We start from the raw sequence: 21,188 nt of genomic DNA on the forward strand, positions 1-21,188 counted from the left end.
AAGAGTGCGAAATGTTTCATCAATTTCTGCCGAGCGGAAACTTCCTACATCCTAGCCGGCCGCACGGTACCGATTGGTCATGTCCGAGGTGTCGGCGTTAGTCGACGGCTTCGCGATGAGGTTGAGAACATCTGAGAGGGCTTGATGATAGCCCGAATGCCAATAGGCGCATTCCGCCGTGCCGAGATCGAGATGCAATTGGTGTTGCAGTTTCTCTGCCCAGTCACCGCCGAGATGAGAGCCGATGCCCGCCATACGAGCTCGCAACGCCCCGAGGTCTGCACCCACGTCTTTCATTTCCGTCCCTCACCGTACTTCGCCGGCCATTCCACTGATTGTGAAAATACACGGCATTGATGGGAACATCGCCAACAAAGCTATTTGCATTTTAGGCAAATTTCGCGCGGTCTAGCCGCGAGATTTGCGTAACCCGGCGACATATCTGTCGATGAGATCGTTTGCGATCATCATTCGTTGCGTTGCCAGTGCCCGGAGTTCAGCGGGAACCCGGTCGGGATGATTGCGCAAGGCGAATTCGCGTCGAAGACTTGCGACGTCGGCCTCCGAGACGCTGGAGCCTAGACCAAGCTCGAGTAATATTTTGTTAGGATCTAATGAAGCTTCGGCCTGGATATCGCTGCCGCTTTCGTCGCCGTAATGTTTGGGACGCGGTTGAGTTATGCGCGAGGCCGCTCCGCCCCGTGCAGCGGCGAAGTCCCACGCGGCCTCGAGGCCGCTCATCGAAAATCGGCGTGACGAACTCGGCGCACGAAGTTCTTCATCCTCTCGACTGAACAAGTCGTCGAAAAGACTGTCGAAGCTTGACGGCAGTGGCGCCCGGGATCGCATTGGCATAGCCGGATAAAGGAAGGCACAAACGTGCCCTACCTCATATTTGACTCGGCTTGCGGAGCGCTGACGACTTTCAAATGGGACTAGGGTCGGCGCGCTGATTTCTGAAGTTTGACGGCTTTGCCGAAATAATCTCTGCCGAGATTTTCGAAATCCAATCGTTCGTCCACATCGCTCACGGGAGTAGCGAATTCAACGCCGATATGCTTCTCGCGCAACCACGACACTGTGCCGGTAATAACCGTGCCGTCGAATAGCGTCAGCATTACGGTCTCGTCGACATTCGGCACAACACCGTCGAGCACGCTGATTTTCGCTCCCGTCTCGGAGAGGTCAGTCAAATCACAGATCAAATGCGAATTGCGAAAGCGCAGGGCAACGTGCTGACGCGCAGAATGCCTCTCGGCAGCCCTGCGTTCGTCTGACAGAACTTCTTCTGCGATAATTCCAGGAGCGGTCATGCTGCGAAACAGCTTTCGAATTTTCGTCTGCCTCATATTACGCACCTGAACTAGATCCGCTCAGCTCGCTACAATTAAAACGTATTCTCCAGCCGCTTTTTCGATTGCTCGTATTCAGCACTTGGCCGAGCGGTGGAATATCTATTCAACCGGAATTAGCTTACGGAGCTGAGAGAAAAACTCATAAAATTATATGCATTTTGAATTGGGTAATGGGCACGCCTCAGCGTCGGATGCTCATCATGCATGTATCTGCACCGAGTGTAACTTCGGTGTGATTTGGCGTGTCTTTCGCGCCCCATGCAATAATGAAATAGTTGTTAATAATGAGCGTGAATCACTGTATTTCCTTTTATGCCAATGATTTGCGGGGCCTGGGGGGCAACATGTTCGTTGTACTTGACGACCGGTCGACGGTCGCGGGAGGGTATGTTGCGTGTTTCGAACGCGAGGGTATTGCAGCTACAGCTGTAGAGCCATCCGAGTTCTTCGAGTGGTTTGAACTCATCAACGATCAGGATGTCGCCGTTATCGAGGGATTTTTGCTCGGAACGGTTTCAAGCCGCCGGCAGATCTCGGCGCGGGTTCGGTCGCGTTGCAGGGCGCCGCTCATCGGCTTGATCGAAGCAAGGGCGCTCAGCGAAACGCTCGAGCTTTTCTCACTGGGTTTCGACGATGTGCTCGCAAAGCCATTTCACGTCCGGGAGATATTGGCCCGCAGCGGCGCAATTCGCCGGCGAATGCAAATTGCCGATGAATGCGTGGATGTCGGCGGTATCAGGATCTTCTTTGACGGCCGGGATCCGATTGTGAATGGCGATGTCCTTCCATTGCCGCGGCGCGAACGCCGGATTTTGGAATGCCTCGTCCTAAGCCGTAATACGCGGATCACCAAAACGCAGATATTCAACCGCGTGTATGGAATTTTTAATGACGAGATTCATGAGAACGTAATTGAAAGCCACATCAGCCGGCTTCGTAAAAGGCTGAAGCAGAAGCTCGGTTACGACCCGATCGATTCTCAGCGGTTCCTTGGTTACCGTCTGAAAGAATTTGCCCTCGAAGACGCTTTGCACCCGGTTCACGGGTCGGCAGCAACCAGTCTCACGCAAGGCACAGATGCTTTGCTTGCTCCGAGCATCATGCGCGACGAGGAGAATGTCGATGGGTCTCTACGGAGTAATGACTACCAGCGTATCGGGGATGTCTGTCCAGTCTGACCGAATGGGTACGGTCGCGGACAACATCGCGAACGTCAATACGACTGGCTACAAAGCGGCATCGACCGAGTTCGCAACGCTCATCGCACAGGGAAGCGTCGCGGCATACGTGCCAGGCTCCGTATCGACCATTGCTCGTCGCGCCATCTCGGCGCAGGGAGACTTCACATATACCAAATCTGCGACAGACCTTGCGGTCAGCGGTGATGGCTTCTTTATGGTCGAGAGCGCCGCGGGCACGCCATACCTGACGCGCGCCGGCAGCTTCATTCCTGATGCGAACGGCGACCTGGTCAACGCTGCGGGCTTCAAGTTGCTGGGCTACAACCTTTTGGATGGCAGCTCGAGCTCCGTTATCAATAGCGCAGCAGGACTTCAGATCGTCAGCACAGCCGGCCTCGGAATGAAGGCGACGCCTTCGACATCCGGGAAGTTTGACGTGAACCTTCCGGCGGACGCAGCCATCACAGTTGCAGCCAACCTTCCCTCCGCGAACGCCGCATCGGCTGAATTCGCCGGCAAAACGTCGATCGTCACCTACGACACCCTCGGGCATCAGGTCACGCTCGACGTATATTCGGCGAAAACCGCAAATAATACGTGGGAATTCTCCGTCTATAACGCGGATGGCGCGTCGGCAACCGGCGGCTTTCCCTATGCCGCTGGCTCGCTGCTGACGACGACGGCTTTGACGTTCGACGCCACGACGGGACAGCTCACGGCTCCCGCTTCGGGCTCGCTCAGTGTCAACATCCCGAACGGCGCTACGCTGACGCTTGATATTAGCAAGACGACGCAGCTCGCAGCCGCCTACACGCCGCAAAACGCAAGCGCGAACGGCAGTCCTCCGACCGCTGTCGACCGGCTTGAAATCAGCCCCGACGGCACCGTCACAGCCGTCTACGCCGACGGATCGCGCGTTGACGCGTTCAGGGTCCCGCTCGCGAAGGTCGCAAGCCCTGACAACCTGACGGCAATCTCCGGCAACGTTTTCGCGACGAATAAGAGTTCGGGTGATTTGCAGCTCGGTCTGGCCAACTCCGGCGGCTTTGGCTCGGTTGTTTCTGGCGCATTGGAAAATTCGACAGTCGATCTTGCGTCCGAGCTGACCACCATGGTCCAGGCGCAACGCAACTACACCGCAAACTCAAAAGTGTTCCAGACGGGTACCGAACTATTGGACGTGCTCGTAAATCTCGTCCGCTAATCGTGCCAAAACCAAAGGCCTAATTGATGACGCTTACACAGAGTATCGGCAACGCGCGTTCAAGTCTTTCGACGGTCTCTGAGCAAATCTCGGTAGTCTCGCAGAACATTGCGCGCGTCAACGATTCCGATGCGACACGTAAGATCGCAAACGTCATCACAGTAGGGGGTGGCGGCGTCAGCGTCGCTGGCATATCGCGGACAGCAAACAAGCTTCTGCTCGATACTTACTTGAGTGCGAATGCCAGTAACCAGACTCAGACCGTGGTCAACTCGGCGCTCGACCGGCTTGAGAATACGGTCGGAGACACAGACTCTGAAAACTCACCAGCTGCTCTCATCTCCAAACTAAATTCGGCACTTCAAAACTATTCGACTTCGCCTCAGAACGGTGCCGTTGCAGCGACGGTGGTTTCGGCCGCCCAGTCGTTGGCAACGGCGCTCAATTCCGCCACCCAGGCCGTAACGGACATCCGAAATCAGGCCGATTCCGACATCGCGACGTCGGTCTCCAACGTCAACAATCTGCTCGCTCAATTCGAGAAGCTCAATCAGAGCGTCGTGAAGGGAACGAGCAGCGGCGCAGACATCACGGACGTCCTCGATCGGCGCGACGCGGTCCTGAAGCAGTTGTCGACGGAAGTCGGCATACGTACCGTTTCCCGCGCCGGCGGCGATATGGCGATCTATACCGACAGCGGCGTCACGCTATTTGATAAAACCGCTCGCCAGGTGACCTTCGCTCCAACGTCAAATCTTTCGCCGAGTTCGGTCGGTTCTCCGATATATGCGGATGGCGTTCCGATCGCAGGCACGCCGCACACGATGTCGATCAGCTCCGGCAAGCTCGCGGGCCTTGTCGACGTTAGAGACAATATTGCGCTCACCTATCAGAGCCAGCTCGATGAGATCGCTCGCGGCTTGATTGAAGCAACCGCCGAGACCGATCAATCCGCGACGCCGACGCTTCCAGCCGTCACTGGTCTATTTACGTACGGTGGCGGGCCGGCAATTCCAGCGTCCGGAACGGTCATCGCTGGTCTTGCGGGCTCGATCAAAATCAATTCGACTGTCGACCCTGCGCAAGGCGGAAACGCGCAGCTTGTGCGAGACGGCGGCATCGCCGGGAACGCGGCCTATACGTACAACGCGACGGGCGCCGCATCCTACACGGATCGAATTCAGCAGTTGATCTCGAGTCTCACCGCGTCACGTTCGTTCGACGGTTCGTCCCAGCTGCCGCAAACGGCATCCGTCGCCGATTACGCAAAATCTTCCGTGTCATGGCTCGAAGCGCTGAGACAATCGGCGAGTTCCGAGGCTGAGTCCCGGCAAACCCTGGCCGATCGGGCGAGTTCCGCGCTCTCGAGAGAAACAGGCGTGAGTCTGGACGAAGAGATGACCAACCTTCTCGACCTGGAGCGCACCTTCCAGGCCTCTTCGCGGCTGATAAATACGGTCGATAACATGCTTGCAACCCTCCTACAGTCGATCAACTAACATCATGATCACAGCATCATTCATATCGTCGGCTGGCCTTTCGGATGACACCCGTCGTTCAATCGCTCGCCTGCAGTCGCAACTCGTCGATGTTCAAAAGGAAATGGCGACAGGAAGGCATGCCGACGTCGGAGTAACCCTTGGCGCGAACACGGGCGTCAGCGTTTCCATGCGGCAGGATCTCGAACAGATCCAGTCCGTCCAGAATTCGAACAAACTCGTTCTGAATCGCATGGACGCGTCGCAATCCGCTTTGCAGACCGTAGCGAAAAGCACATCGTCGTTCCTGTCGGCCTTGATCAGTGGTGGCTCGGCGTCGACGTCGCCCGAGACAATCGTTCAAGCGGCCCAGGCCGGCATGCAAACACTGCAGGACCAGCTCAATTCATCGCTTGACGGGCAATATCTTTTTGCAGGCATCAACTCCGACGTCAAACCGATGGACGATTTCTTCGGATCGCCTCCGTCAGCAGGGCAGCAGGCAGTTACGAACGCATTCGTCACGAAGTTTGGTTTCAATCCGAGCGATCCCGCAGCGGCCAATATCTCGCCCTCGGACATGCAGGATTTTCTCGATAACGAATTTGCTGACCTATTCACCGCTTCGAACTGGTCGAACACATGGTCGGGTGCGTCCGACAAAGCAGTAAGCAGTAGGATTTCGCGAACCGAGATCGCCAATACTTCGGTAACCGCGAACGACGCCAATTTCCGCTCGTTGAGCCAAGCTTTTGTGATGTTTGCGGGCTTGGGCTTCGGCAATCTCGGCAGCGGAACTCAGCAAGTCATCATGTCGAAGGCACGAGATCTCGTCGCTAACGCAACGGGCGGACTTACTCAGGTCCAATCGTATCTTGGCGTGACGCAGAAGCGTGTTTCCGACTCGAACGACCAGATCGGTTCGCAGATCGACTTCCTCACGAAATCTATCGACAACCTCGAGCAAGTCGATCCGGCCGCCGTCTCGACGAAGCTTTCAGAAATTTCGACGGCGCTTCAAGCGGCGTACTCGATCACCAACAAGCTGAACAATCTCACCATCATGGATTATCTCACGTGAGCTTAGGCGGCATCTAATATCAGGCTTCCGGAAGGCAGAAGATGTACAAGTTCTCATACGAAGAGACGTTGAGTGAATCCGGCAGCCGGCAACGCGAGAACGAGCGGCTGGCTATCGAGCAGTCGGTTGCACTCCTGAAGACCGCAGAAAAAGCCGGACCGCAGTCGCGTGAAGCGATCGATGCAATTTTCTTCCTCAATCGGCTTTGGAGCTTTTTCCTCGATGATCTCGCGAAGCCCGAAAATGGGCTGCCGGATGAAGTCCGGGCGGGCCTCATCTCGATCGGCATTTGGATGCTCAAGGAAGCCGATGCGATCAGCAAGGGCAACTCGCGGAATTTTGCCGGGCTGATCGACGTCTCGAACGTCATCGCGGAAGGGTTGTGATGGCGGGCGGCTTGAAAATTACCCTGCGTGCCGGCGAGCGGCTCTTCGTCAACGGCGGAGTCTTGCGCGTCGATCGGAAGGTCAGCATCGAGCTCATGAACGACGTTATTTTCCTTCTCGAGCAGCATGTGATGAAGCCCGAGGATACGACAACGCCGTTCAAGCAACTATATTTCATGATCCAGATGATGCTGATTGACCCCGCACTGCACATGAAGGCTCGAACGATGGCGCGGGAATCCGTTGCCAATCTGCTCGGCAGTATCAGCGATAGGATTCTCAGGCAGGGTCTGCTCGACACCGCGGATTTGCTCGATAACGATCGCCCGTTCGAAGCTCTGAAGAAAGTCAGATCGCTGCTTCCGCAAGAGGCGGCTGTAATGAACACTGAGGAACAGAGCAAGGAGGTCGCATGACAACGGTTCCGTCGACCAACGGCACGACCACTCCAACTGCCACCCAGGCGGCAGCAAAGTCAAACACGCTCAACTATAACGATTTCTTGAAGCTGATGATCGCCCAGTTGAAGAATCAGGACCCCCTGAATCCAACGGACTCGACACAGTACATGTCGCAGATCGCTCAGTTTTCGAGCGTTGAGCAAGCCATCAACACGAACTCCAAGCTTGATCAGCTCCTCGTAAATTCGAACATCTCGCAGGCCAGCACCATGATTGGGCTGACGCTGAAGGCGCCGGATGGCACGGCAGGCGTGATTCAATCTGTTCGGATCGATTCTTCCGGATCAACAGCGATCCTGACCAGCGGCAAGGAAGTGCCGATCTCTGCCGGAGTAACGATAGGCTACCCGGTGACATGACGGAAGGTGATGCGCTTCAAATTGTCCAACAAGCGATCTGGCTGACGATTGTATTGGCAGGGCCCGTCGTCGGCTCTGCTATGGTCATCGGCGTAGGCGTCGCGTTCATTCAGGCGCTGACCCAAATTCAAGAAATGACGCTGACCTTCGTGCCGAAAATCATCGCGGGATTTCTGATCCTCCTGCTGACCGGTAGCTACAGTGGTAACTTGTTGAAGGTGTTCACTGAGCAACTTTATTTGCGGATCGCACTCGGCTTTAAGTGACCGGGGTGCGCCAGATTACCATTAAATGCGTTTTGTAAACGCTGGCTCTTTGTGTAATCACATAAATCATCAATAAGAGTATTGCGCCTGTTGGCGACTCATGGTCCGTAGGCTGAGTCACGCGTTCCATTAGCGGAGCGTCGTTAGTCAACCTCGCTTGGCGGCAACGGGAAATTTTCCGTCGCCATGCAGGCGGTCACTAAATCTGCCCAAGGTTTCCGCTCGGAAACCGAATGTGCAATATACCTCAGGCAGATGTTCTTTTCAGCGAGGATAACCCCTTCGCCACTTTAGAGCTGAGCAAGATTATGAGCGCATCTGCACTTAAACAATTGCCTTCCTCCGCCATCATCATGTTGGGCAGTGTCGCTGCGATCTGTTCAACCTTTTTGCTGTGGCATCTGCTGATGCACTCGCAGATCGAAATTTCCGCGATATCGAGCTGGTCGGACGTTTCTTGGCAAATTGCCGAAGTGGATTCGCGCGGCCGCATCGTGCGACTTGGTTCTCATCCGTTTGCTCTTGCTATCTTGTTTGGAACTGTCGCAGCGGGATGCATGTCCTTCGCTTGGGGGGCCATGCAGTTTTTCCGCGGGGGATTTGGTGCAGATAAGGAAATTGACGATCGGTTGTCGGAGCGTCTCGAGAAAGTCGGACAGGAACTTGACGACGAAGTTTTTTCTGTAATGCGCCTGCTGAAGGAGCATCTCGAGCTGAGTGGAACGCATTCCGACTCCCTGACGAATGTCAGCAACACGCTCGTGTCATCGACCTCGCCCGAACGCGTCCGGTCCATAATCCAGATGCTGATCAGCGAGAACAAGAAAGTTCAGAATGAAGTGCGTGAGCTCAATACGCGCTTACAGCAATCGCAACAGCAAATCGAAAAGTTGAGAGTTAGCCTCAGCGATAGCCACAAATTGGGAATGCTTGATGCCGTCACGTCGCTGAAGAACCGGCATTGGTTGGAGATCCACCTTCCAAAAGAGGTGGGCACCGCCGTTGAAACGAAGGGTTCGCTCTCCTTGATCATGGCCGACGTCGATCATTTCAAGAGGATCAATGACTCGTTCGGGCATGCCGTGGGCGACGAGATATTGAGACGGTTCGCCGAGCTTCTCTCGAAAAACATCAAGGGCCGCGATACGGCCGCTCGCTATGGCGGAGAAGAGTTCATTATCCTTTTGCCGCAAACCAGACTTGAAGGCGCGAAGAACCTCGGCGAACAGATCCGGGGTGAGCTCGAAAGCAAGAAATGGATGCACCACCGGACGGGGCAGCCGATCGGCAAGGTCACCGCGTCCTTCGGCGTCGCAGAATTACGCCCTGGCGAGGATTGCTACGCTCTCTTGGATCGCGCCGACTCCAAGCTTTACGAAGCAAAGGCCGCCGGCCGCAATCGTATTGCCGCCGACGAATAGAGTGCCCGGCCCACATCTCTAAAGAAGAACGTTCAACGCGCTATCAATGGGTCGCCGTCGGTCAACGGCTCGTCGAATTGTACGCTGACCCGCTTGTTGCGGGACCAGACGACGGTGCCCTTCATCTTTTGACCGTTGCGAAGTTCGACGAGAACCCGCTCCTTCAATGCGAGATCCCGCTCGCAATCCAGGCCGATGCCGTTCTTCGAGATATCGCGTGCAAAGGCAATGGAGCCGCCACCTTTGTCGCTGATCTTGCAAGGCTGCAGCAGGACGTATCTCGGCGTCTTTCGGCGTTGTGGCAAAACGGGGATTGCGGCTTCCCCGAATTGATTGACGCAACCGTACGAGCCTGACTGCGATTCCCCCAAGAATTTGCCGAGAATGAGCGCGTTTCCGGTGTAGACGCCGTTGAAACGCCAGCGTGTCTCAGGTTCAAGTCGGCGCACCGCAATTTTGCAGTCTTCCGCCAGCTTCCGCCACAGAGCGGTGATTTGCTCGAGCTTCGCGAGCGATATGCCCGATCCTGTAAAGGCGCCGGCCTGGTCTATCAGCGGCATCGCGAGCTTCTTGGCGTCCAACAAATCGAAATAGATCTTGCTGATCGAAGCCGCGAGCTCGCCGGAGATCCCGATCTCCTGCCACGCCCGTAGCGCGACGTTGATAATTGGCGGCTCGACGGGGACCAGGTTGCTGCACGATCGAAGAGTCCAAGTGCGTCCGAGAGCAAGCGCTGCATTCATGCAAGCCGCGATGCCCCCGATCTGCAGTGCCGTCCAATGAAATTCACAGATGAGCGCTTCGAAAAGCGCGTTGCCTTCGTCCGGTTCGTTGGAAATCCGCGTTCTCGATAACGTCGACCGCGTTGGTTCCGAAATCTTTAGCAGCGCCCTCAGCACAGGTCAGTTCTCTCGCATTATATCGAAGTGTTTGGACGCTAGAGCACAGAGGTCTTCAGAGAGGCTTGGAAAACAGCGTCCGAAGCTTTGCGGCGGGCACCGCCCGGGAAAAGAGAAAGCCTTGCGCCTCTACGCACCCTTCGGCCCGCAAACGATCGAGTTGTTGTTCGGTTTCGACGCCCTCGCCGACGCTGGTCATGCCGAGATTGTAGCCGAGCTGAATAATGGATCGCCGCAGCGTTGCCGAGCGCTTGACGTTCGCGACGGCAGAGACGAACGAGCGATCGATTTTGATTTTATCGAACGGAAAGCTCTGCAGGTAGCTGAGTGAAGAGAAGCCCGTCCCGAAGTCATCGATCGCAAATCGGACGCCCATTTTGCGCAGACGCTCGAGCGTGTCAGACGCAACGTCCCGATCTTTCATTAGGAGCGTCTCTGTAATCTCGAGTATGAGCCGCGAGAGGGGAAGCCCTCTGCATGCGTTTGTAACCTTTTCTACGAGATCCTGGCCGCGGAATTGAGCAGGGGAAATATTGACCGCGACCCAGATGTCGTCAGGCCAGAGGCTCGCCTCGGCGCATGCCGTTTTCAGCACCCAATCGCCGATCTGACCAATCAACCCGCACTCTTCGGCGATCGGAATGAATTCGGAGGCCGGAATGAGCCCCCTTACCGGATGCGACCAGCGTATCAATGCTTCGCAACCCACGATCTTGCGCGTTTTGACATTCACGATCGGCTGATAGTGAAGCTCGAATTTGCTGTTCGCGATGGCCTCGCGCAGCCCCATGATGATTTGGTGGCGCGTCTGCAACCGCTCATGCATCGAGTGTTCGAAGAAACCGAACGTGCCTCTGCCGAGCGATTTGGTCCGGTAAAGAGCCATGTCCGCATTCATCATCAGTTGGCCGACTTCGATGCCGTCTGACGGCGCAACGGCGATCCCGATGCTTGTTCCGATTGAGACCGTATTCTCTTCGAGAACGAATGGCTCGGCGAAGGCGCCGATGATCCGCTTTGCAAGAGCCTCGATTTCCTCGATTGATCGGGGGGCCATTTGAATGATTGCGAATTCATCGCCGCCGAGCCGGGCTACGGTATCGGTTTCTCTGATCTCGGCCCGGAGCCTTTCAGCCACGGCGACCAACAGAGAATCCCCGATAGGGTGACCGAGCGTGTCGTTTACCGACTTGAACCGATCGAGGTCCAGACAATGAAGCGCCAGGGACGAGCCGTTCTGTACCTGCTTTAGACCGACCCGAATGCGTTCCTGAAAAAGGGCACGGTTTGGTAGGCCCGTCAGAACATCTTGGTGCGCAAGCCGCCCGATGGTTTCCTGATACCGCTTCCGCTCTGTCACATCGAGGTGGGCAGTCACGAATCCGCCGCCGGGTAATGCCGTGCCGCGAATCTCGAGGTAGGTTCCGTTGGGCCGTTGCCGCTCGAAGATATGTGTCTCGCCCTTGCGCGCGCGTTCGAGACGCGTGAGCACCTGTTCCTCTGCATCCCCCGGCCCGTATTCTCCGCGATTGGCGTTGAAGCGGTAAAGCTCCTCGAGCGTTGGAGGAGAGTTCTCGAAGAGAGAATCCGGATATTCGAGCAACTCGCGCTGCTTGCTGTTGCAGAGGATTAAGCGAAGGTCGCGGTCGAAGACTGTGAGGCCGCCGGGGAAGCTGTCGACCACGGCCTGCAGCAGGGCGTTGCGGTCCTGGAGCGCCATGTGAAGCGTGACAGCAGTCGTGATGTCGATCTGAAACGACAGGAAGCCCTTGCTCTGGCGATCTCTGCCCTTGAGCGGAACGATGATCGAATCGACCCAATAGAACGATCCGTCTTTCGCCCGATTTTTCACGGGCGCGCGCCAGGTCTCGCCTTTGCGAAGTTTTCCGTAGGCATCAGCCCAGAATTTTTTCGGGTGGTACCCGGAATTCAGAATCGAATGGTCTTTGCCGACGACCTCGCCAATGCCGTAGCCGCTGATGCGCAAGAATTCGCTGTTCGCATGAACGATGCGGCCCTCAGGATCCGTGATCGAAACGATACCCACCTGATCAAGCGCGGACACGAAGGCCTTAGCGTCCGAGCTCGTGCTGAAATACGGACTGGTCGCATCCTTTTTGCGACCCTTTTTTGCGACTGGCGCACTATAGGCAAGTCCGTCGAGATCGAAAGCCATGACGCCTTTAACCGATGAGCCTCGCATTGTTCCGCCCCGCATTTATGACCGGTCGTTTGATCCCTTCGGATAGCCCTCGACCGAGAGGCGGCCCTTACGGCGATTCCGCATTCCAAAACCTGCCTTGTAATCTAGGTCGGCATCATGCCTCTGTCCCCCACTGGCGTCGGTGACAGCACATTACTCCGACAATTAAACGTAATGTATTAAGGCGAGATTAGCTCGCTCAGTCGGCGAATCATGTAGAGCTGGAACGCTCCGCCAACGGAGGAATTGCTTGTGGGCACACACGGAATCCCCGAGCTGGGATCAAGAACCACACATTTATACCCACCTTATTACGGGTTTGTTTTCCCACGCTGATGTACGGCTGTCCGAGCAGGGTCATTAATAGAATTGAAATACCGAGAAGAACTTTGGCAATAGAACGTCCACGAGAACAGCGCAAATTTGGCCGGCGGCCGGTCTTCAAAGCCGCTGTTATCGAACTTCACGATGGGCAAAGGCTTTCCGGAACAGTCCTGGATTTATCGGACGGAGGAGCGAGAATTAAGCTCCCCGAGCCAGAGCGGCTGATCGGCGAATTCTATTTAGAGATCCCAGGAGACGATTTAATCGTGAAATGCAGGCTTATTCGCATTGATGATGCGATAGCCGGTCTGAGCTATATCAGGCCGCCACGGCGCATTTCGTGGGTGAGGAAATAGCCGAATCGCTCCGCGAAATTCCGCCGTCGCCCAATAATAAAGAGAAATTAACGTCTGAGTCACGCGGCAAATGAGTTGCGCGTTATTTAATGACCAATGCCAGATCGTTTCAAATAAAAACGTAACAGTGCTCGTTTCGTAAACGAATTCTATAGTTTTTCGGACTAATTCTTGTGCACAGCTGCTTGATTAGTAAATCATAGGCATGATGCCGCGCAGCTGAGTCGGCAATAAGATCCGACATGTTCCAGGCTTTTAGAAAAAGCAGGAACTACCGATGGGGCACGATAATTCGCGGCCGCTTCTTTCGTCAGTCCCGAAAGATTCAACGATCGCCGATCATTTCCACCGACGCAGCCTCCGCTGCTTTGGGGGCGATTGCTCGCGTCAGCTCCCCGCTCTTTGAGAGTCCCTGCAACCCGAATTCATCAACGGCATCGCGGACGCCCGCGCCGAGGCCGAATCGCACCGCACAATAAACGCTAGAAACAAGATCAACGCTCCGAGGAAACAGGTTCAGCTATGGTCATAGGATATATCAATAGCAAATGGTCAATGCCGCGCCGGCTTGCCCTGATATCTGCGGTGTTCTTAATTCCTTCGCTGGTCCAGCTCTACATTTATGCGGATCACCAGCTCCAGCAGATCAGCACGCTTGATCGCGAAATCGATGGAGGCCGATTGGCATCCGCCGTCTGGACCAAGATGGCCGCCGATGAAATGGCAAGGTCGGGCGACGGCGAACTCGCCAAGCTCTCTAACATTTCACAAAGTCTCGGGGTTCAACCGAGCGTAAACGCCTTCGAGAACGCCCGGTCGACGGACGAGCGAGTGCGTCTCGGCGTCGAGCTTTTGGATCAGATTGCGAGTTCATCGGGTCTGGCCGCCGATGCATCGGCCGCTACTTTCCACGCGCAGGATTTGATTGTGCAGCGCTTGTCCGGAGTGAAGCAGGCGCTCATCGATCTCAAATCCACGCTTGATACCGTGAGCGCCGTAGACGACCAGGCCAAGCTCGCAATCAATTACGCCGTACTAAGACGAACGACGGAGAAATTCCGCGGCTCGCTGAATAAGCTTCTGAGTGCAGATGTCTCCGGCGAATCGAAGAGCACGCTCGGCGACACGAACATCAGGCTTCTCACGACGCTCGATCAAATTGGTGCGAAGATCAAAGCCGCTGACTATCGGCGAGCAGCGATCGGCAGCGACGTTATCGCATCACTGAGCGACGCCAATAGCCTCGTCGCAACGTCGGCTGGTCAAATCAGCGATCTTTTTGACCGACTCGCAAAAGATCATGCGGATGCTGCACGATCCTCTCTATACCGGACGCTTGCGCTGTTGATCGCTGCAACCGTCGCTGCTGTTGTCTTGGTCGGTCTCATCGCAAAGGGCATTTCGCTGCGGCTCACGAGCCTGGTCCGCGCGATGGATCAAATCAGCCATAAGGATTTGAGCGTCGAAGTCCCGTATCTCGCTGACAGCAACGAAAACGGCATGATCGCGAGTGCGCTCGCACGCTTCAAGGAAGCCGTCGTCGAAAATAAGGCGATGACCGACGCCGCCGTCGATGCTGCCAGACAGCAGCAGGAGCAGAGCGAGCACTACGCGAAAGAGCACGAGCGCTTCATGGACGCGTTCACCAGTGCGGCCGAACGGATAGCGAGCGGCGACTTCACGCATCGGATTACCGAGAAGGTCATCCCGGAGTACGAGGCTATCATCAACCAGATGAACCTGATGATGGGTCAGCTGGATGCCGCGCAAGCCGCGAAGATCGAGGCCGAGGGCCAGATCAATGTCGTCGTCCAATCGCTCGGAACCTCTCTGTCGGAACTCGCGCAAGGAAACCTCGAGACCTCGGTATACGCCGAGATCGCTCCGGAGTTCTTGAAGCTCAAGACAGACTTCAATTCCGCGGCTTCGCAGCTGAGAAGCACGATCGAGCTTGTGAAAAAAGGTGCCGCCAGCATCAAGCTCGGCACCGAGGAAATTTCGCAAGCCTCCGACGATCTTTCGCGGCGCACGGAAAACCAGGCCGCAAGTCTCGAGCAAACGGCAGCTGCCGTTAAGGAGATTACGGATACCGTCAACAAGACGGCTCGTGGCGCGACCCATGCCCGCGAAACGGTTTCTGTTGCCAAGGCAGACGCCGAGAAGAGCGGCGAGATCGTTCGCAAAGCGATTTCAGCAATGAACGGCATCGAGAGTTCGTCGAAGCAGATCAGCCAGATCATCGGCGTCATTGACGAGATTGCGTTCCAGACGAACCTTCTCGCGTTGAATGCCGGCGTCGAAGCCGCTCGCGCAGGCGACGCTGGCCGAGGCTTCGCAGTCGTGGCATCGGAAGTGCGAGCACTGGCGCAGCGTTCTGCCGAGGCGGCAAAGGAGATCAAGGGTCTCATTTCTGCTTCGACCGGACAGGTCGCACAGGGTGTGCAGCTCGTCGGCGAGACCGGCTTGGCGTTGACTCGTATCGTGACCCAGGTCGCTGAAATCAACACAATCGTCACGGACATCGCGACCAGCGCCAACGAACAGGCGCACGGACTTGAGCAAGTCAACACGGCCGTCAACGAGATGGATCAGGTCACGCAGCAGAACGCCGCGATGGTCGAGGAAGCGACGGCTGCAACGCAAACGCTCGCTCAACAGACCGAAGAACTCGTCCGCCTCGTCAGCCGCTTCAGAACAGGCGACGATACGGTCGTCGAAATGTCGACCCGGCGCGAACAGCCGAAGTCGGCTCCCCGGCCGCAGCGCGCGCCGCCAAAGTCGAAGGTTGCCGCTGGCGGAGGCATGGGCCGGCGCAATGTGGCCTCCTCTGACGCCGGTTGGGAGGAATTTTAATGGCGCGCGCTAAAGCGAAAGCGGGCGCCAATGGTCCCCGTAGGAAAAGCGTGCCGCGTAAGACTGCAAAGTCGCACCGCAAGGATAGTGGGGAGGCCACGTCAATGATGGAAGTGGCCGCCGAAATGCCAAGTCCAGTTGAAGACGCCAAACTCGTCCTACCGGATTCGTGCGACTCTTCATCGGCTGCCGCCATCAAGGATCTGCTGGTCGCCCGTCGTGGCGCTCCACTGGTCGTTGATGCGGGTCAGATGAGCAGGGTCGGCGTGCAGACGTTGCAGGTTTTGATAGCCGCCGCACACACCTGGCGCGCCGATGGTCAGAGCTACGCGGTGACAAATCCGAGCTCCGCCCTTCTCGACACGATCGCGCTCGTTGGATTGTCAGGCGACCAATTTCTTCTCGAAGGATTTTCCCCATGATGCAGACGATACTAACCGTCGACGATTCCCGGACGATGCGCGACATGCTGAAAATGGCACTCGCAGAAGCGGGCTTCAATGTTGTGCAAGCGGTTGACGGCGTTCATGGTCTGGAGGTGCTTCAGACATCCATGCCGGACGTTATCGTAACCGACATCAACATGCCGAAGATGGATGGCTTCGGACTTATCGAGGCCGTGCGGAAAGACAGCCGATACCGCAGGGTACCGATTCTTGTTCTCACCACCGAGAGCGATGCCGCGAAGAAAACGCGCGCRAAGGAAGCTGGTGCGACGGGCTGGATCGTAAAGCCGTTCGAACCGACGAAGCTCATCGCCGCTATCCGCCGCGTCGCCGCCTAAATCGAAATAAAAGAGCATAAACGATGACCGTCGATACGATGGCCGCAATCCGCCAGACGTTCTTCCAGGAGTGCGAAGAGCAGCTCTCGGAAATGGAACTCGGCTTGCTTGCAATGGACGAAGGCAATGCCGATTCCGAAACGGTCAATGCCGTCTTCCGCGCAGTGCACTCGATTAAGGGAGGCGCGGGCGCATTTAAGCTGACTGCGCTCGTGCAATTCGCACATACTTTCGAGACGGCGCTGGATTACGTTCGAAGCGGCAAGCTTCACCCGTCCGCCGACGTGATGAAAGTGATGCTCCGCGCCGCCGACGTGCTGGCCGATCTCGTGGCAGCATCTCGTGACGGCACGGAAATCGACGAGTCGAGCTACGCGGCGGTCGCGGCTGACGTCAAGGCGCTGACGACCGTCGAAGGCGAGGAAGAAGTCGAGGAAGCCATCGACTTCCAGCCGATGGTCTTGGATTTCGGTCTTCCCGATATGGCGCCCGAGCCTCCTGCGGCACCGGTGCATGAATATCGTGTCGGCTTTACGCCTCGGCCCGAACTCTACCTCAATGGTAACGAGACGGTGTTGATCGTCCGAGAGCTTTCTCGACTGGGCAATGCCGAAGTCAGCTGCGATGTGTCCGCAGTGCCGGATCTCGACACGATCGATCCCAACGGCGCATATCTCTCTTGGAACGTAAAGCTTTCATCTGAGGCGCCGATCGAGGCCGTTCGCGAGGTGTTCGAATTCGTCGACGGAGAAGCCGACATCTCCATCGAAACCGACGGTCAATCCGAAGTTTCGGACGCAGCGATTGCCGCGCTGTTGGCGCAGGCGCTTGGCAACGCGTCCGTGGCAGAAACGAATTCTCGAGACCATCCACAACCTGGTCCCGCGCCAACAGAAGTGATCGCGAGCGAAACTTCGGCGGTGTCAACGCAAACGACAGAGGCGTCGAAGGCCGTCGCTGTGCAAACGCAGACGACCATCCGCGTCGAATTCGATCGTGTCGACCGCCTGATCAATCTCGTCGGCGAGCTTGTGATCAACCAGGCCATGCTGTCTCAGCGCGTGATCGAAGCGAATTTCGCCGGTTCATCATCGGTTATTATCGGCCTCGAAGAACTCGAGCAGCTGACGCGCGAAATTCAGGAAAGCGTGATGGCGATCCGCGCGCAGCCTGTAAAGCCACTCTTTCAGCGCATGTCGCGCATCGTGCGCGAGCTGGCGGATACGACGGGCAAGCAAGTTCGCCTCAAAACCGACGGCGAAGCGACAGAGGTCGACAAAACCGTCGTCGAGCGTCTGGCAGAGCCGCTGACGCACATGATCCGCAACGCGGTCGATCACGGTATCGAATCGCCTGAGGAACGGATCGCGGCCGGGAAGTCCCCCGAAGGCAACGTTCGTTTGAGCGCGGCTCACCGTTCAGGGCGTATCGTCATCGAGATTTCGGATGATGGCGCCGGCATCAATCGGCCGAAGGTCCGCGCATCTGCAATCAAGAAGGGCCTTATCTCGCCCGACGCGCAGCTTTCCGATAGCGACATCGATAATCTTCTCTTCCTCCCCGGCTTCTCGACGGCTGCGACGATCTCGAACATCTCAGGCCGCGGCGTCGGCATGGACGTCGTCAAGCGCTCGATATTGGCACTCGGCGGCCGCATATCGATCGCGTCGCGACCGGGACTTGGCTCGACGTTCTCGATGAGTCTGCCGCTGACACTTGCCGTCCTCGACGGTATGGCGGTGTCCGTTGCGGGTCAGACGCTCGTCGTGCCGTTGACGGCGATTGTCGAGACGTTGAAGCCGAAGAAGGGCGAGATTCACGGCATCGGCGCAGACAGCCGGGTCATGGCCATCCGCAATACCTTCGTGCCGCTTATCGATGTCGGCACGCAGATGGGCTTTCGCGATACGCCGGCCGACCCGGAACGCAGCGTAGCGATACTGGTCGAGACCGGAGGCGGCGCGCGCAACGCTCTGTTGGTCGACTCGATCCAGGATCAGCGGCAGGTCGTCATCAAAAGTCTTGAAGCGAACTACGGCACCGTTGCCGGCATCGCGGCCGCCACGATCCTTGGCGACGGCCGTGTAGCACTCATTCTCGACGTGGACGCCTTGGTCACGGGTTCGTTCGAAGAGCAGCTCGGCGGCGACGCACGCTATGGAACTGGAGGATAATGATCATGCAGGACGTCGGTTCGTCAGCCAACTCTGCAAACCGCGAGTTCGTCTCTTTCCGCGTGGGTGCGCAGGAATTTTGCATCGACATTATGGGTGTTCGCGAAATCCGCGGTTGGACGCCCGCAACGCCGTTGCCGCACTCCCCAGCTTACGTACGTGGCGTAATCAACCTGCGCGGCGCCGTTCTTCCGATCGTCGATCTCGCCATGCGGTTCGGTCTCGGCCTCACCGAGCCGACAGCGAGAAGCGTCATCATCGTCGTGCAGGTCTATCAGCAGGTCGTGGGCCTGCTGGTGGATGCAGTTTCCGACATCCTGACCACGTCCGAAGCTTCCATGCAGCCGACACCGGACGTCGCCTCGGATCTGGCGAAAACTTTTGTCAAAGGCGTCTATGCCGTCGAAGGCCGCATGATCAGCATCGTCACGTTGGAAAGCGTGCTGCCGATAAGCGCCAAGGCGGCCGCATGACATCCGCATTGGAGAGGTCTTCGTCGCGCGATTCCGGAGCTCTCGTAACAGGTGAGTTCGCGTTCTCGGCTGCAAATTTCCGCGAGATCGCAGACATTGCGAAGGCGGAAGCCGGAATTGACTTGCCCCAATCGAAGGCGACCCTCGTATATTCGCGGCTTGCGAAGCGTTTGCGGGCGCGAGGGATCGCGACGTTTTCCGATTACTGCGCGACGGTACGCGCCGATGCAGACGAGCGCGGCAGCATGATCGCGGCGCTGACCACGAACGTGACGCGCTTCTTCCGCGAGCCCCATCACTTCGAGCATTTGCGCACCCAGATCATCGAGCCGCTTGCGGAGAATGCCCGCCGGGGTAATCGCATCAGACTTTGGTCAGCTGCGTGCTCAACCGGACAGGAGCCGTATTCCATGGCGCTGACGGTGCTCTCCGTCATCCCCAATGCCGCATCGCTCGACGTCCGTATCCTTGCAACTGATCTCAATCCTCACGTCGTCGCGCATGGAAAGAAGGGGCAATATCAGAAGGAAGAGGTTCGTGATGTGCCGTCCGATCTGCGCTCCAAATGGTTCGAGCCTGTGTCTGGCGACAGCCGCGGCACGACGCTGAAAATTGCCGATGACGCGCGCGCTCTCGTTTCGTTTCGAGAACTCAATTTGATGGGAACCTGGCCGTTCAGCGGTCCGTTCGACGCGATATTCTGCAGGAACGTCGTCATTTATTTCGACCGCGATACGCAAAGCATGATCTGGAGCCGTTTGGCGCGTCTGCTGCGCGACGATGGCGCGCTCTACATAGGGCATTCCGAACGTATGTCCGGACCCGCAGCCGCATTGTTGTCCAGCGATGGCATCACGAGCTATCGCAGGAGGGGCGGCAAGCCATCATGAAAAAAGTCAAAGTCCTCGTGGTCGACGATTCGTCCACCATGCGCGGGCTGATCGCCTCGGCGCTGACAAAGGATCCTGATATCGTCGTTGTGGGCGAGGCCGAGGATCCGCTTCAGGCGCGTCAGGCCATCAAGGCGCTCAACCCCGATGTTGTCACGCTCGATGTCGAGATGCCGAATATGAGCGGCCTGGAATTTCTCGAAAAGATTATGCGGCTGCGTCCCATGCCGGTCATCATGGTGTCGACCCTGACGAAACGCGGTGCCGAGGAAACGCTTCAGGCTCTCGAGATGGGCGCAATCGACTGCATAGAAAAGCCGCGACCGGGAAATGAACACAGCTTCGAAGAGCTGCCATACAAGGTCAAGATCGCAGCATCGGCCCGCGTGAAGCCTCTGGTCAGAACCGAAGACAGCCATCGCAAGGCAAGAGGCATCCAATCGGCACATGCGTCGTACGTGTCTGACGGCCGCGTGGTTGCCATCGGCGCATCGACAGGCGGCGTTGAAGCTCTTCTGGAACTGCTGTCCGGGTTCCCCGAGAATTGTCCGCCGACGGTCATAACTCAGCATATGCCGCCGGCATTTACGCACAGCTTCGCTGACCGTCTCGATAGGCTCTGCGCGCCGAAGGTTCAGGAAGCGACCGACCGCGCAAAGCTATTGCCGGGAAACGTTTTCCTCGCGCCGGGAGGAACGCGCCACCTCGAAATCACGCCGGACCTCCGGTGCCGTTTGAAGACCGCCGAACGTGTCAGCGGGCATTGTCCGTCGGTGGACGTGCTCTTCAACTCCGTGGCGCGCTCTTGCAAGGGGAACGCGGTCGGCGTCATTTTAACCGGCATGGGAAAAGACGGCGCCGCGGGCCTGCTCGCCATGCGTCAGGCCGGTGCAAAAACATTCGGCCAAAACGAATCCAGCTGCATCGTCTATGGAATGCCGAAAGTGGCATTCGAAGTCGGGGCCGTTGAAAATCAGCTGGCCCTCGACCGCCTTGCGGCAGCGATAATCGCAGAAACGTCAATGAAGAAGAAAAACTAG

At 57.0% G+C, this 21,188-nt stretch carries 20 protein-coding genes and 1 pseudogene; 17 read left to right on the forward strand and 4 right to left on the reverse strand.

Annotated elements, in window-relative coordinates; all coding sequences use genetic code 11:
* Positions 1–51 precede the first annotated feature (51 nt).
* Positions 52–297 carry a hypothetical protein gene (locus AC1DK3_RS00240; RefSeq protein WP_477190304.1) on the reverse strand — a complete coding sequence of 82 codons (246 nt, stop codon included), beginning with the start codon at positions 295–297 and terminating at the stop codon, positions 52–54.
* A 638-nt stretch (positions 298–935) separates the two neighbouring features.
* Positions 936–1,349, reverse strand: a complete 414-nt coding sequence (locus AC1DK3_RS00245; protein ID WP_477190305.1) for a PilZ domain-containing protein — start codon at positions 1,347–1,349, stop codon at positions 936–938.
* A gap of 350 nt (positions 1,350–1,699) precedes the next feature.
* Between AC1DK3_RS00245 and AC1DK3_RS00250 the strand changes: the two are divergent.
* The 9 genes and pseudogenes from AC1DK3_RS00250 to AC1DK3_RS00290 form a co-directional block, all read left to right on the forward strand.
* A pseudogene (locus AC1DK3_RS00250) lies at positions 1,700–2,353 on the forward strand (response regulator transcription factor); the annotation flags it as partial.
* A 124-nt stretch (positions 2,354–2,477) separates the two neighbouring features.
* Positions 2,478–3,740 (forward strand): flagellar hook protein FlgE, encoded by a 1,263-nt coding sequence (locus AC1DK3_RS00255; RefSeq protein WP_477190306.1) that lies wholly within the window; start codon positions 2,478–2,480, stop codon positions 3,738–3,740.
* 26 nt (positions 3,741–3,766) lie between these two features.
* Positions 3,767–5,239: a flagellar hook-associated protein FlgK gene (gene flgK / locus AC1DK3_RS00260; RefSeq protein ID WP_477190307.1), complete on the forward strand. Its 1,473-nt coding sequence runs from the start codon at positions 3,767–3,769 to the stop codon at positions 5,237–5,239.
* Between the two features lie 4 nt (positions 5,240–5,243).
* Complete coding sequence (locus tag AC1DK3_RS00265) at positions 5,244–6,299, forward strand: flagellar hook-associated family protein (RefSeq protein ID WP_477190308.1); 1,056 nt, start codon at positions 5,244–5,246, stop codon at positions 6,297–6,299.
* A 41-nt stretch (positions 6,300–6,340) separates the two neighbouring features.
* The gene (gene flaF, locus AC1DK3_RS00270) at positions 6,341–6,685 is read left to right on the forward strand and encodes a flagellar biosynthesis regulator FlaF (RefSeq protein ID WP_339086081.1); all 345 of its coding nucleotides are present in this window, start codon (positions 6,341–6,343) and stop codon (positions 6,683–6,685) included.
* Positions 6,685–7,101 (forward strand): flagellar biosynthesis repressor FlbT, encoded by a 417-nt coding sequence (flbT, locus tag AC1DK3_RS00275; RefSeq protein WP_477190309.1) that lies wholly within the window; start codon positions 6,685–6,687, stop codon positions 7,099–7,101. Before flaF ends, flbT begins: the two co-directional genes overlap by 1 nt.
* Positions 7,098–7,505 carry a flagellar hook assembly protein FlgD gene (gene flgD, locus AC1DK3_RS00280; RefSeq protein ID WP_477190310.1) on the forward strand — a complete coding sequence of 136 codons (408 nt, stop codon included), beginning with the start codon at positions 7,098–7,100 and terminating at the stop codon, positions 7,503–7,505. The genes flbT and flgD overlap by 4 nt, the downstream gene beginning before the upstream one ends.
* On the forward strand, positions 7,502–7,771 hold the full coding sequence (gene fliQ / locus AC1DK3_RS00285) for a flagellar biosynthesis protein FliQ (protein WP_092868568.1): 270 nt from the start codon (positions 7,502–7,504) through the stop codon (positions 7,769–7,771). Before flgD ends, fliQ begins: the two co-directional genes overlap by 4 nt.
* A gap of 557 nt (positions 7,772–8,328) precedes the next feature.
* Positions 8,329–9,192 (forward strand): GGDEF domain-containing protein, encoded by an 864-nt coding sequence (locus AC1DK3_RS00290; RefSeq protein WP_477190311.1) that lies wholly within the window; start codon positions 8,329–8,331, stop codon positions 9,190–9,192.
* Positions 9,193–9,224: 32 nt separating this feature from the next.
* On the opposite strand, the gene AC1DK3_RS00295 is transcribed toward AC1DK3_RS00290, so the two are convergent.
* Together AC1DK3_RS00295 and AC1DK3_RS00300 are read right to left on the reverse strand one after the other, a co-directional pair.
* On the reverse strand, positions 9,225–9,935 hold the full coding sequence (locus AC1DK3_RS00295) for a PilZ domain-containing protein (protein WP_477190312.1): 711 nt from the start codon (positions 9,933–9,935) through the stop codon (positions 9,225–9,227).
* Between the two features lie 211 nt (positions 9,936–10,146).
* A complete protein-coding gene (locus AC1DK3_RS00300) occupies positions 10,147–12,294 on the reverse strand; it encodes an EAL domain-containing protein (protein WP_477190313.1) in 2,148 nt (715 codons plus the stop codon).
* Positions 12,295–12,629: 335 nt separating this feature from the next.
* On the opposite strand from AC1DK3_RS00300, the gene AC1DK3_RS00305 reads away from it, so the two are divergent.
* The 8 genes from AC1DK3_RS00305 to AC1DK3_RS00340 all read left to right on the forward strand — a co-directional run bounded on the left by AC1DK3_RS00305 (position 12,630) and on the right by AC1DK3_RS00340 (position 21,188).
* A complete protein-coding gene (locus AC1DK3_RS00305; RefSeq protein ID WP_477190314.1) occupies positions 12,630–12,974 on the forward strand; it encodes a PilZ domain-containing protein in 345 nt (114 codons plus the stop codon).
* A gap of 585 nt (positions 12,975–13,559) precedes the next feature.
* A complete protein-coding gene (locus AC1DK3_RS00310) occupies positions 13,560–15,827 on the forward strand; it encodes a methyl-accepting chemotaxis protein (protein ID WP_477190315.1) in 2,268 nt (755 codons plus the stop codon).
* Between the two features lie 104 nt (positions 15,828–15,931).
* Positions 15,932–16,249, forward strand: coding sequence for an STAS domain-containing protein (locus tag AC1DK3_RS00315; protein ID WP_477190316.1), 318 nt, complete (start codon positions 15,932–15,934; stop codon positions 16,247–16,249).
* Positions 16,246–16,611: a response regulator gene (locus tag AC1DK3_RS00320; protein WP_291166619.1), complete on the forward strand. Its 366-nt coding sequence runs from the start codon at positions 16,246–16,248 to the stop codon at positions 16,609–16,611. Before AC1DK3_RS00315 ends, AC1DK3_RS00320 begins: the two co-directional genes overlap by 4 nt.
* A gap of 23 nt (positions 16,612–16,634) precedes the next feature.
* Entirely contained in the window at positions 16,635–18,785 is a 2,151-nt protein-coding gene (locus tag AC1DK3_RS00325) for a chemotaxis protein CheA (protein WP_477190317.1), read from the forward strand.
* 5 nt (positions 18,786–18,790) lie between these two features.
* Complete coding sequence (locus AC1DK3_RS00330; RefSeq protein ID WP_477190318.1) at positions 18,791–19,258, forward strand: chemotaxis protein CheW; 468 nt, start codon at positions 18,791–18,793, stop codon at positions 19,256–19,258.
* The gene (locus AC1DK3_RS00335) at positions 19,255–20,148 is read left to right on the forward strand and encodes a CheR family methyltransferase (protein ID WP_477190319.1); all 894 of its coding nucleotides are present in this window, start codon (positions 19,255–19,257) and stop codon (positions 20,146–20,148) included. Before AC1DK3_RS00330 ends, AC1DK3_RS00335 begins: the two co-directional genes overlap by 4 nt.
* Positions 20,142–21,188, forward strand: a complete 1,047-nt coding sequence (locus AC1DK3_RS00340) for a protein-glutamate methylesterase/protein-glutamine glutaminase (protein ID WP_477192838.1) — start codon at positions 20,142–20,144, stop codon at positions 21,186–21,188. Before AC1DK3_RS00335 ends, AC1DK3_RS00340 begins: the two co-directional genes overlap by 7 nt.

Source organism: Hyphomicrobium sp. 01T421, assembly GCF_056398805.1.

Coding starts and splice junctions, on each gene's coding strand:
- AC1DK3_RS00240 (WP_477190304.1), bottom strand. CDS start 297: ATGAAAGACGTGGGTGCAGACCTCGGGGCGTTGCGAGCTCGTATGGCG.
- AC1DK3_RS00245 (WP_477190305.1), bottom strand. CDS start 1,349: ATGAGGCAGACGAAAATTCGAAAGCTGTTTCGCAGCATGACCGCTCCT.
- AC1DK3_RS00255 (WP_477190306.1), top strand. CDS start 2,478: ATGGGTCTCTACGGAGTAATGACTACCAGCGTATCGGGGATGTCTGTC.
- flgK (WP_477190307.1), top strand. CDS start 3,767: ATGACGCTTACACAGAGTATCGGCAACGCGCGTTCAAGTCTTTCGACG.
- AC1DK3_RS00265 (WP_477190308.1), top strand. CDS start 5,244: ATGATCACAGCATCATTCATATCGTCGGCTGGCCTTTCGGATGACACC.
- flaF (WP_339086081.1), top strand. CDS start 6,341: ATGTACAAGTTCTCATACGAAGAGACGTTGAGTGAATCCGGCAGCCGG.
- flbT (WP_477190309.1), top strand. CDS start 6,685: ATGGCGGGCGGCTTGAAAATTACCCTGCGTGCCGGCGAGCGGCTCTTC.
- flgD (WP_477190310.1), top strand. CDS start 7,098: ATGACAACGGTTCCGTCGACCAACGGCACGACCACTCCAACTGCCACC.
- fliQ (WP_092868568.1), top strand. CDS start 7,502: ATGACGGAAGGTGATGCGCTTCAAATTGTCCAACAAGCGATCTGGCTG.
- AC1DK3_RS00290 (WP_477190311.1), top strand. CDS start 8,329: ATGTCCTTCGCTTGGGGGGCCATGCAGTTTTTCCGCGGGGGATTTGGT.
- AC1DK3_RS00295 (WP_477190312.1), bottom strand. CDS start 9,935: ATGAATGCAGCGCTTGCTCTCGGACGCACTTGGACTCTTCGATCGTGC.
- AC1DK3_RS00300 (WP_477190313.1), bottom strand. CDS start 12,294: ATGCGAGGCTCATCGGTTAAAGGCGTCATGGCTTTCGATCTCGACGGA.
- AC1DK3_RS00305 (WP_477190314.1), top strand. CDS start 12,630: ATGTACGGCTGTCCGAGCAGGGTCATTAATAGAATTGAAATACCGAGA.
- AC1DK3_RS00315 (WP_477190316.1), top strand. CDS start 15,932: ATGATGGAAGTGGCCGCCGAAATGCCAAGTCCAGTTGAAGACGCCAAA.
- AC1DK3_RS00325 (WP_477190317.1), top strand. CDS start 16,635: ATGACCGTCGATACGATGGCCGCAATCCGCCAGACGTTCTTCCAGGAG.
- AC1DK3_RS00330 (WP_477190318.1), top strand. CDS start 18,791: ATGCAGGACGTCGGTTCGTCAGCCAACTCTGCAAACCGCGAGTTCGTC.
- AC1DK3_RS00335 (WP_477190319.1), top strand. CDS start 19,255: ATGACATCCGCATTGGAGAGGTCTTCGTCGCGCGATTCCGGAGCTCTC.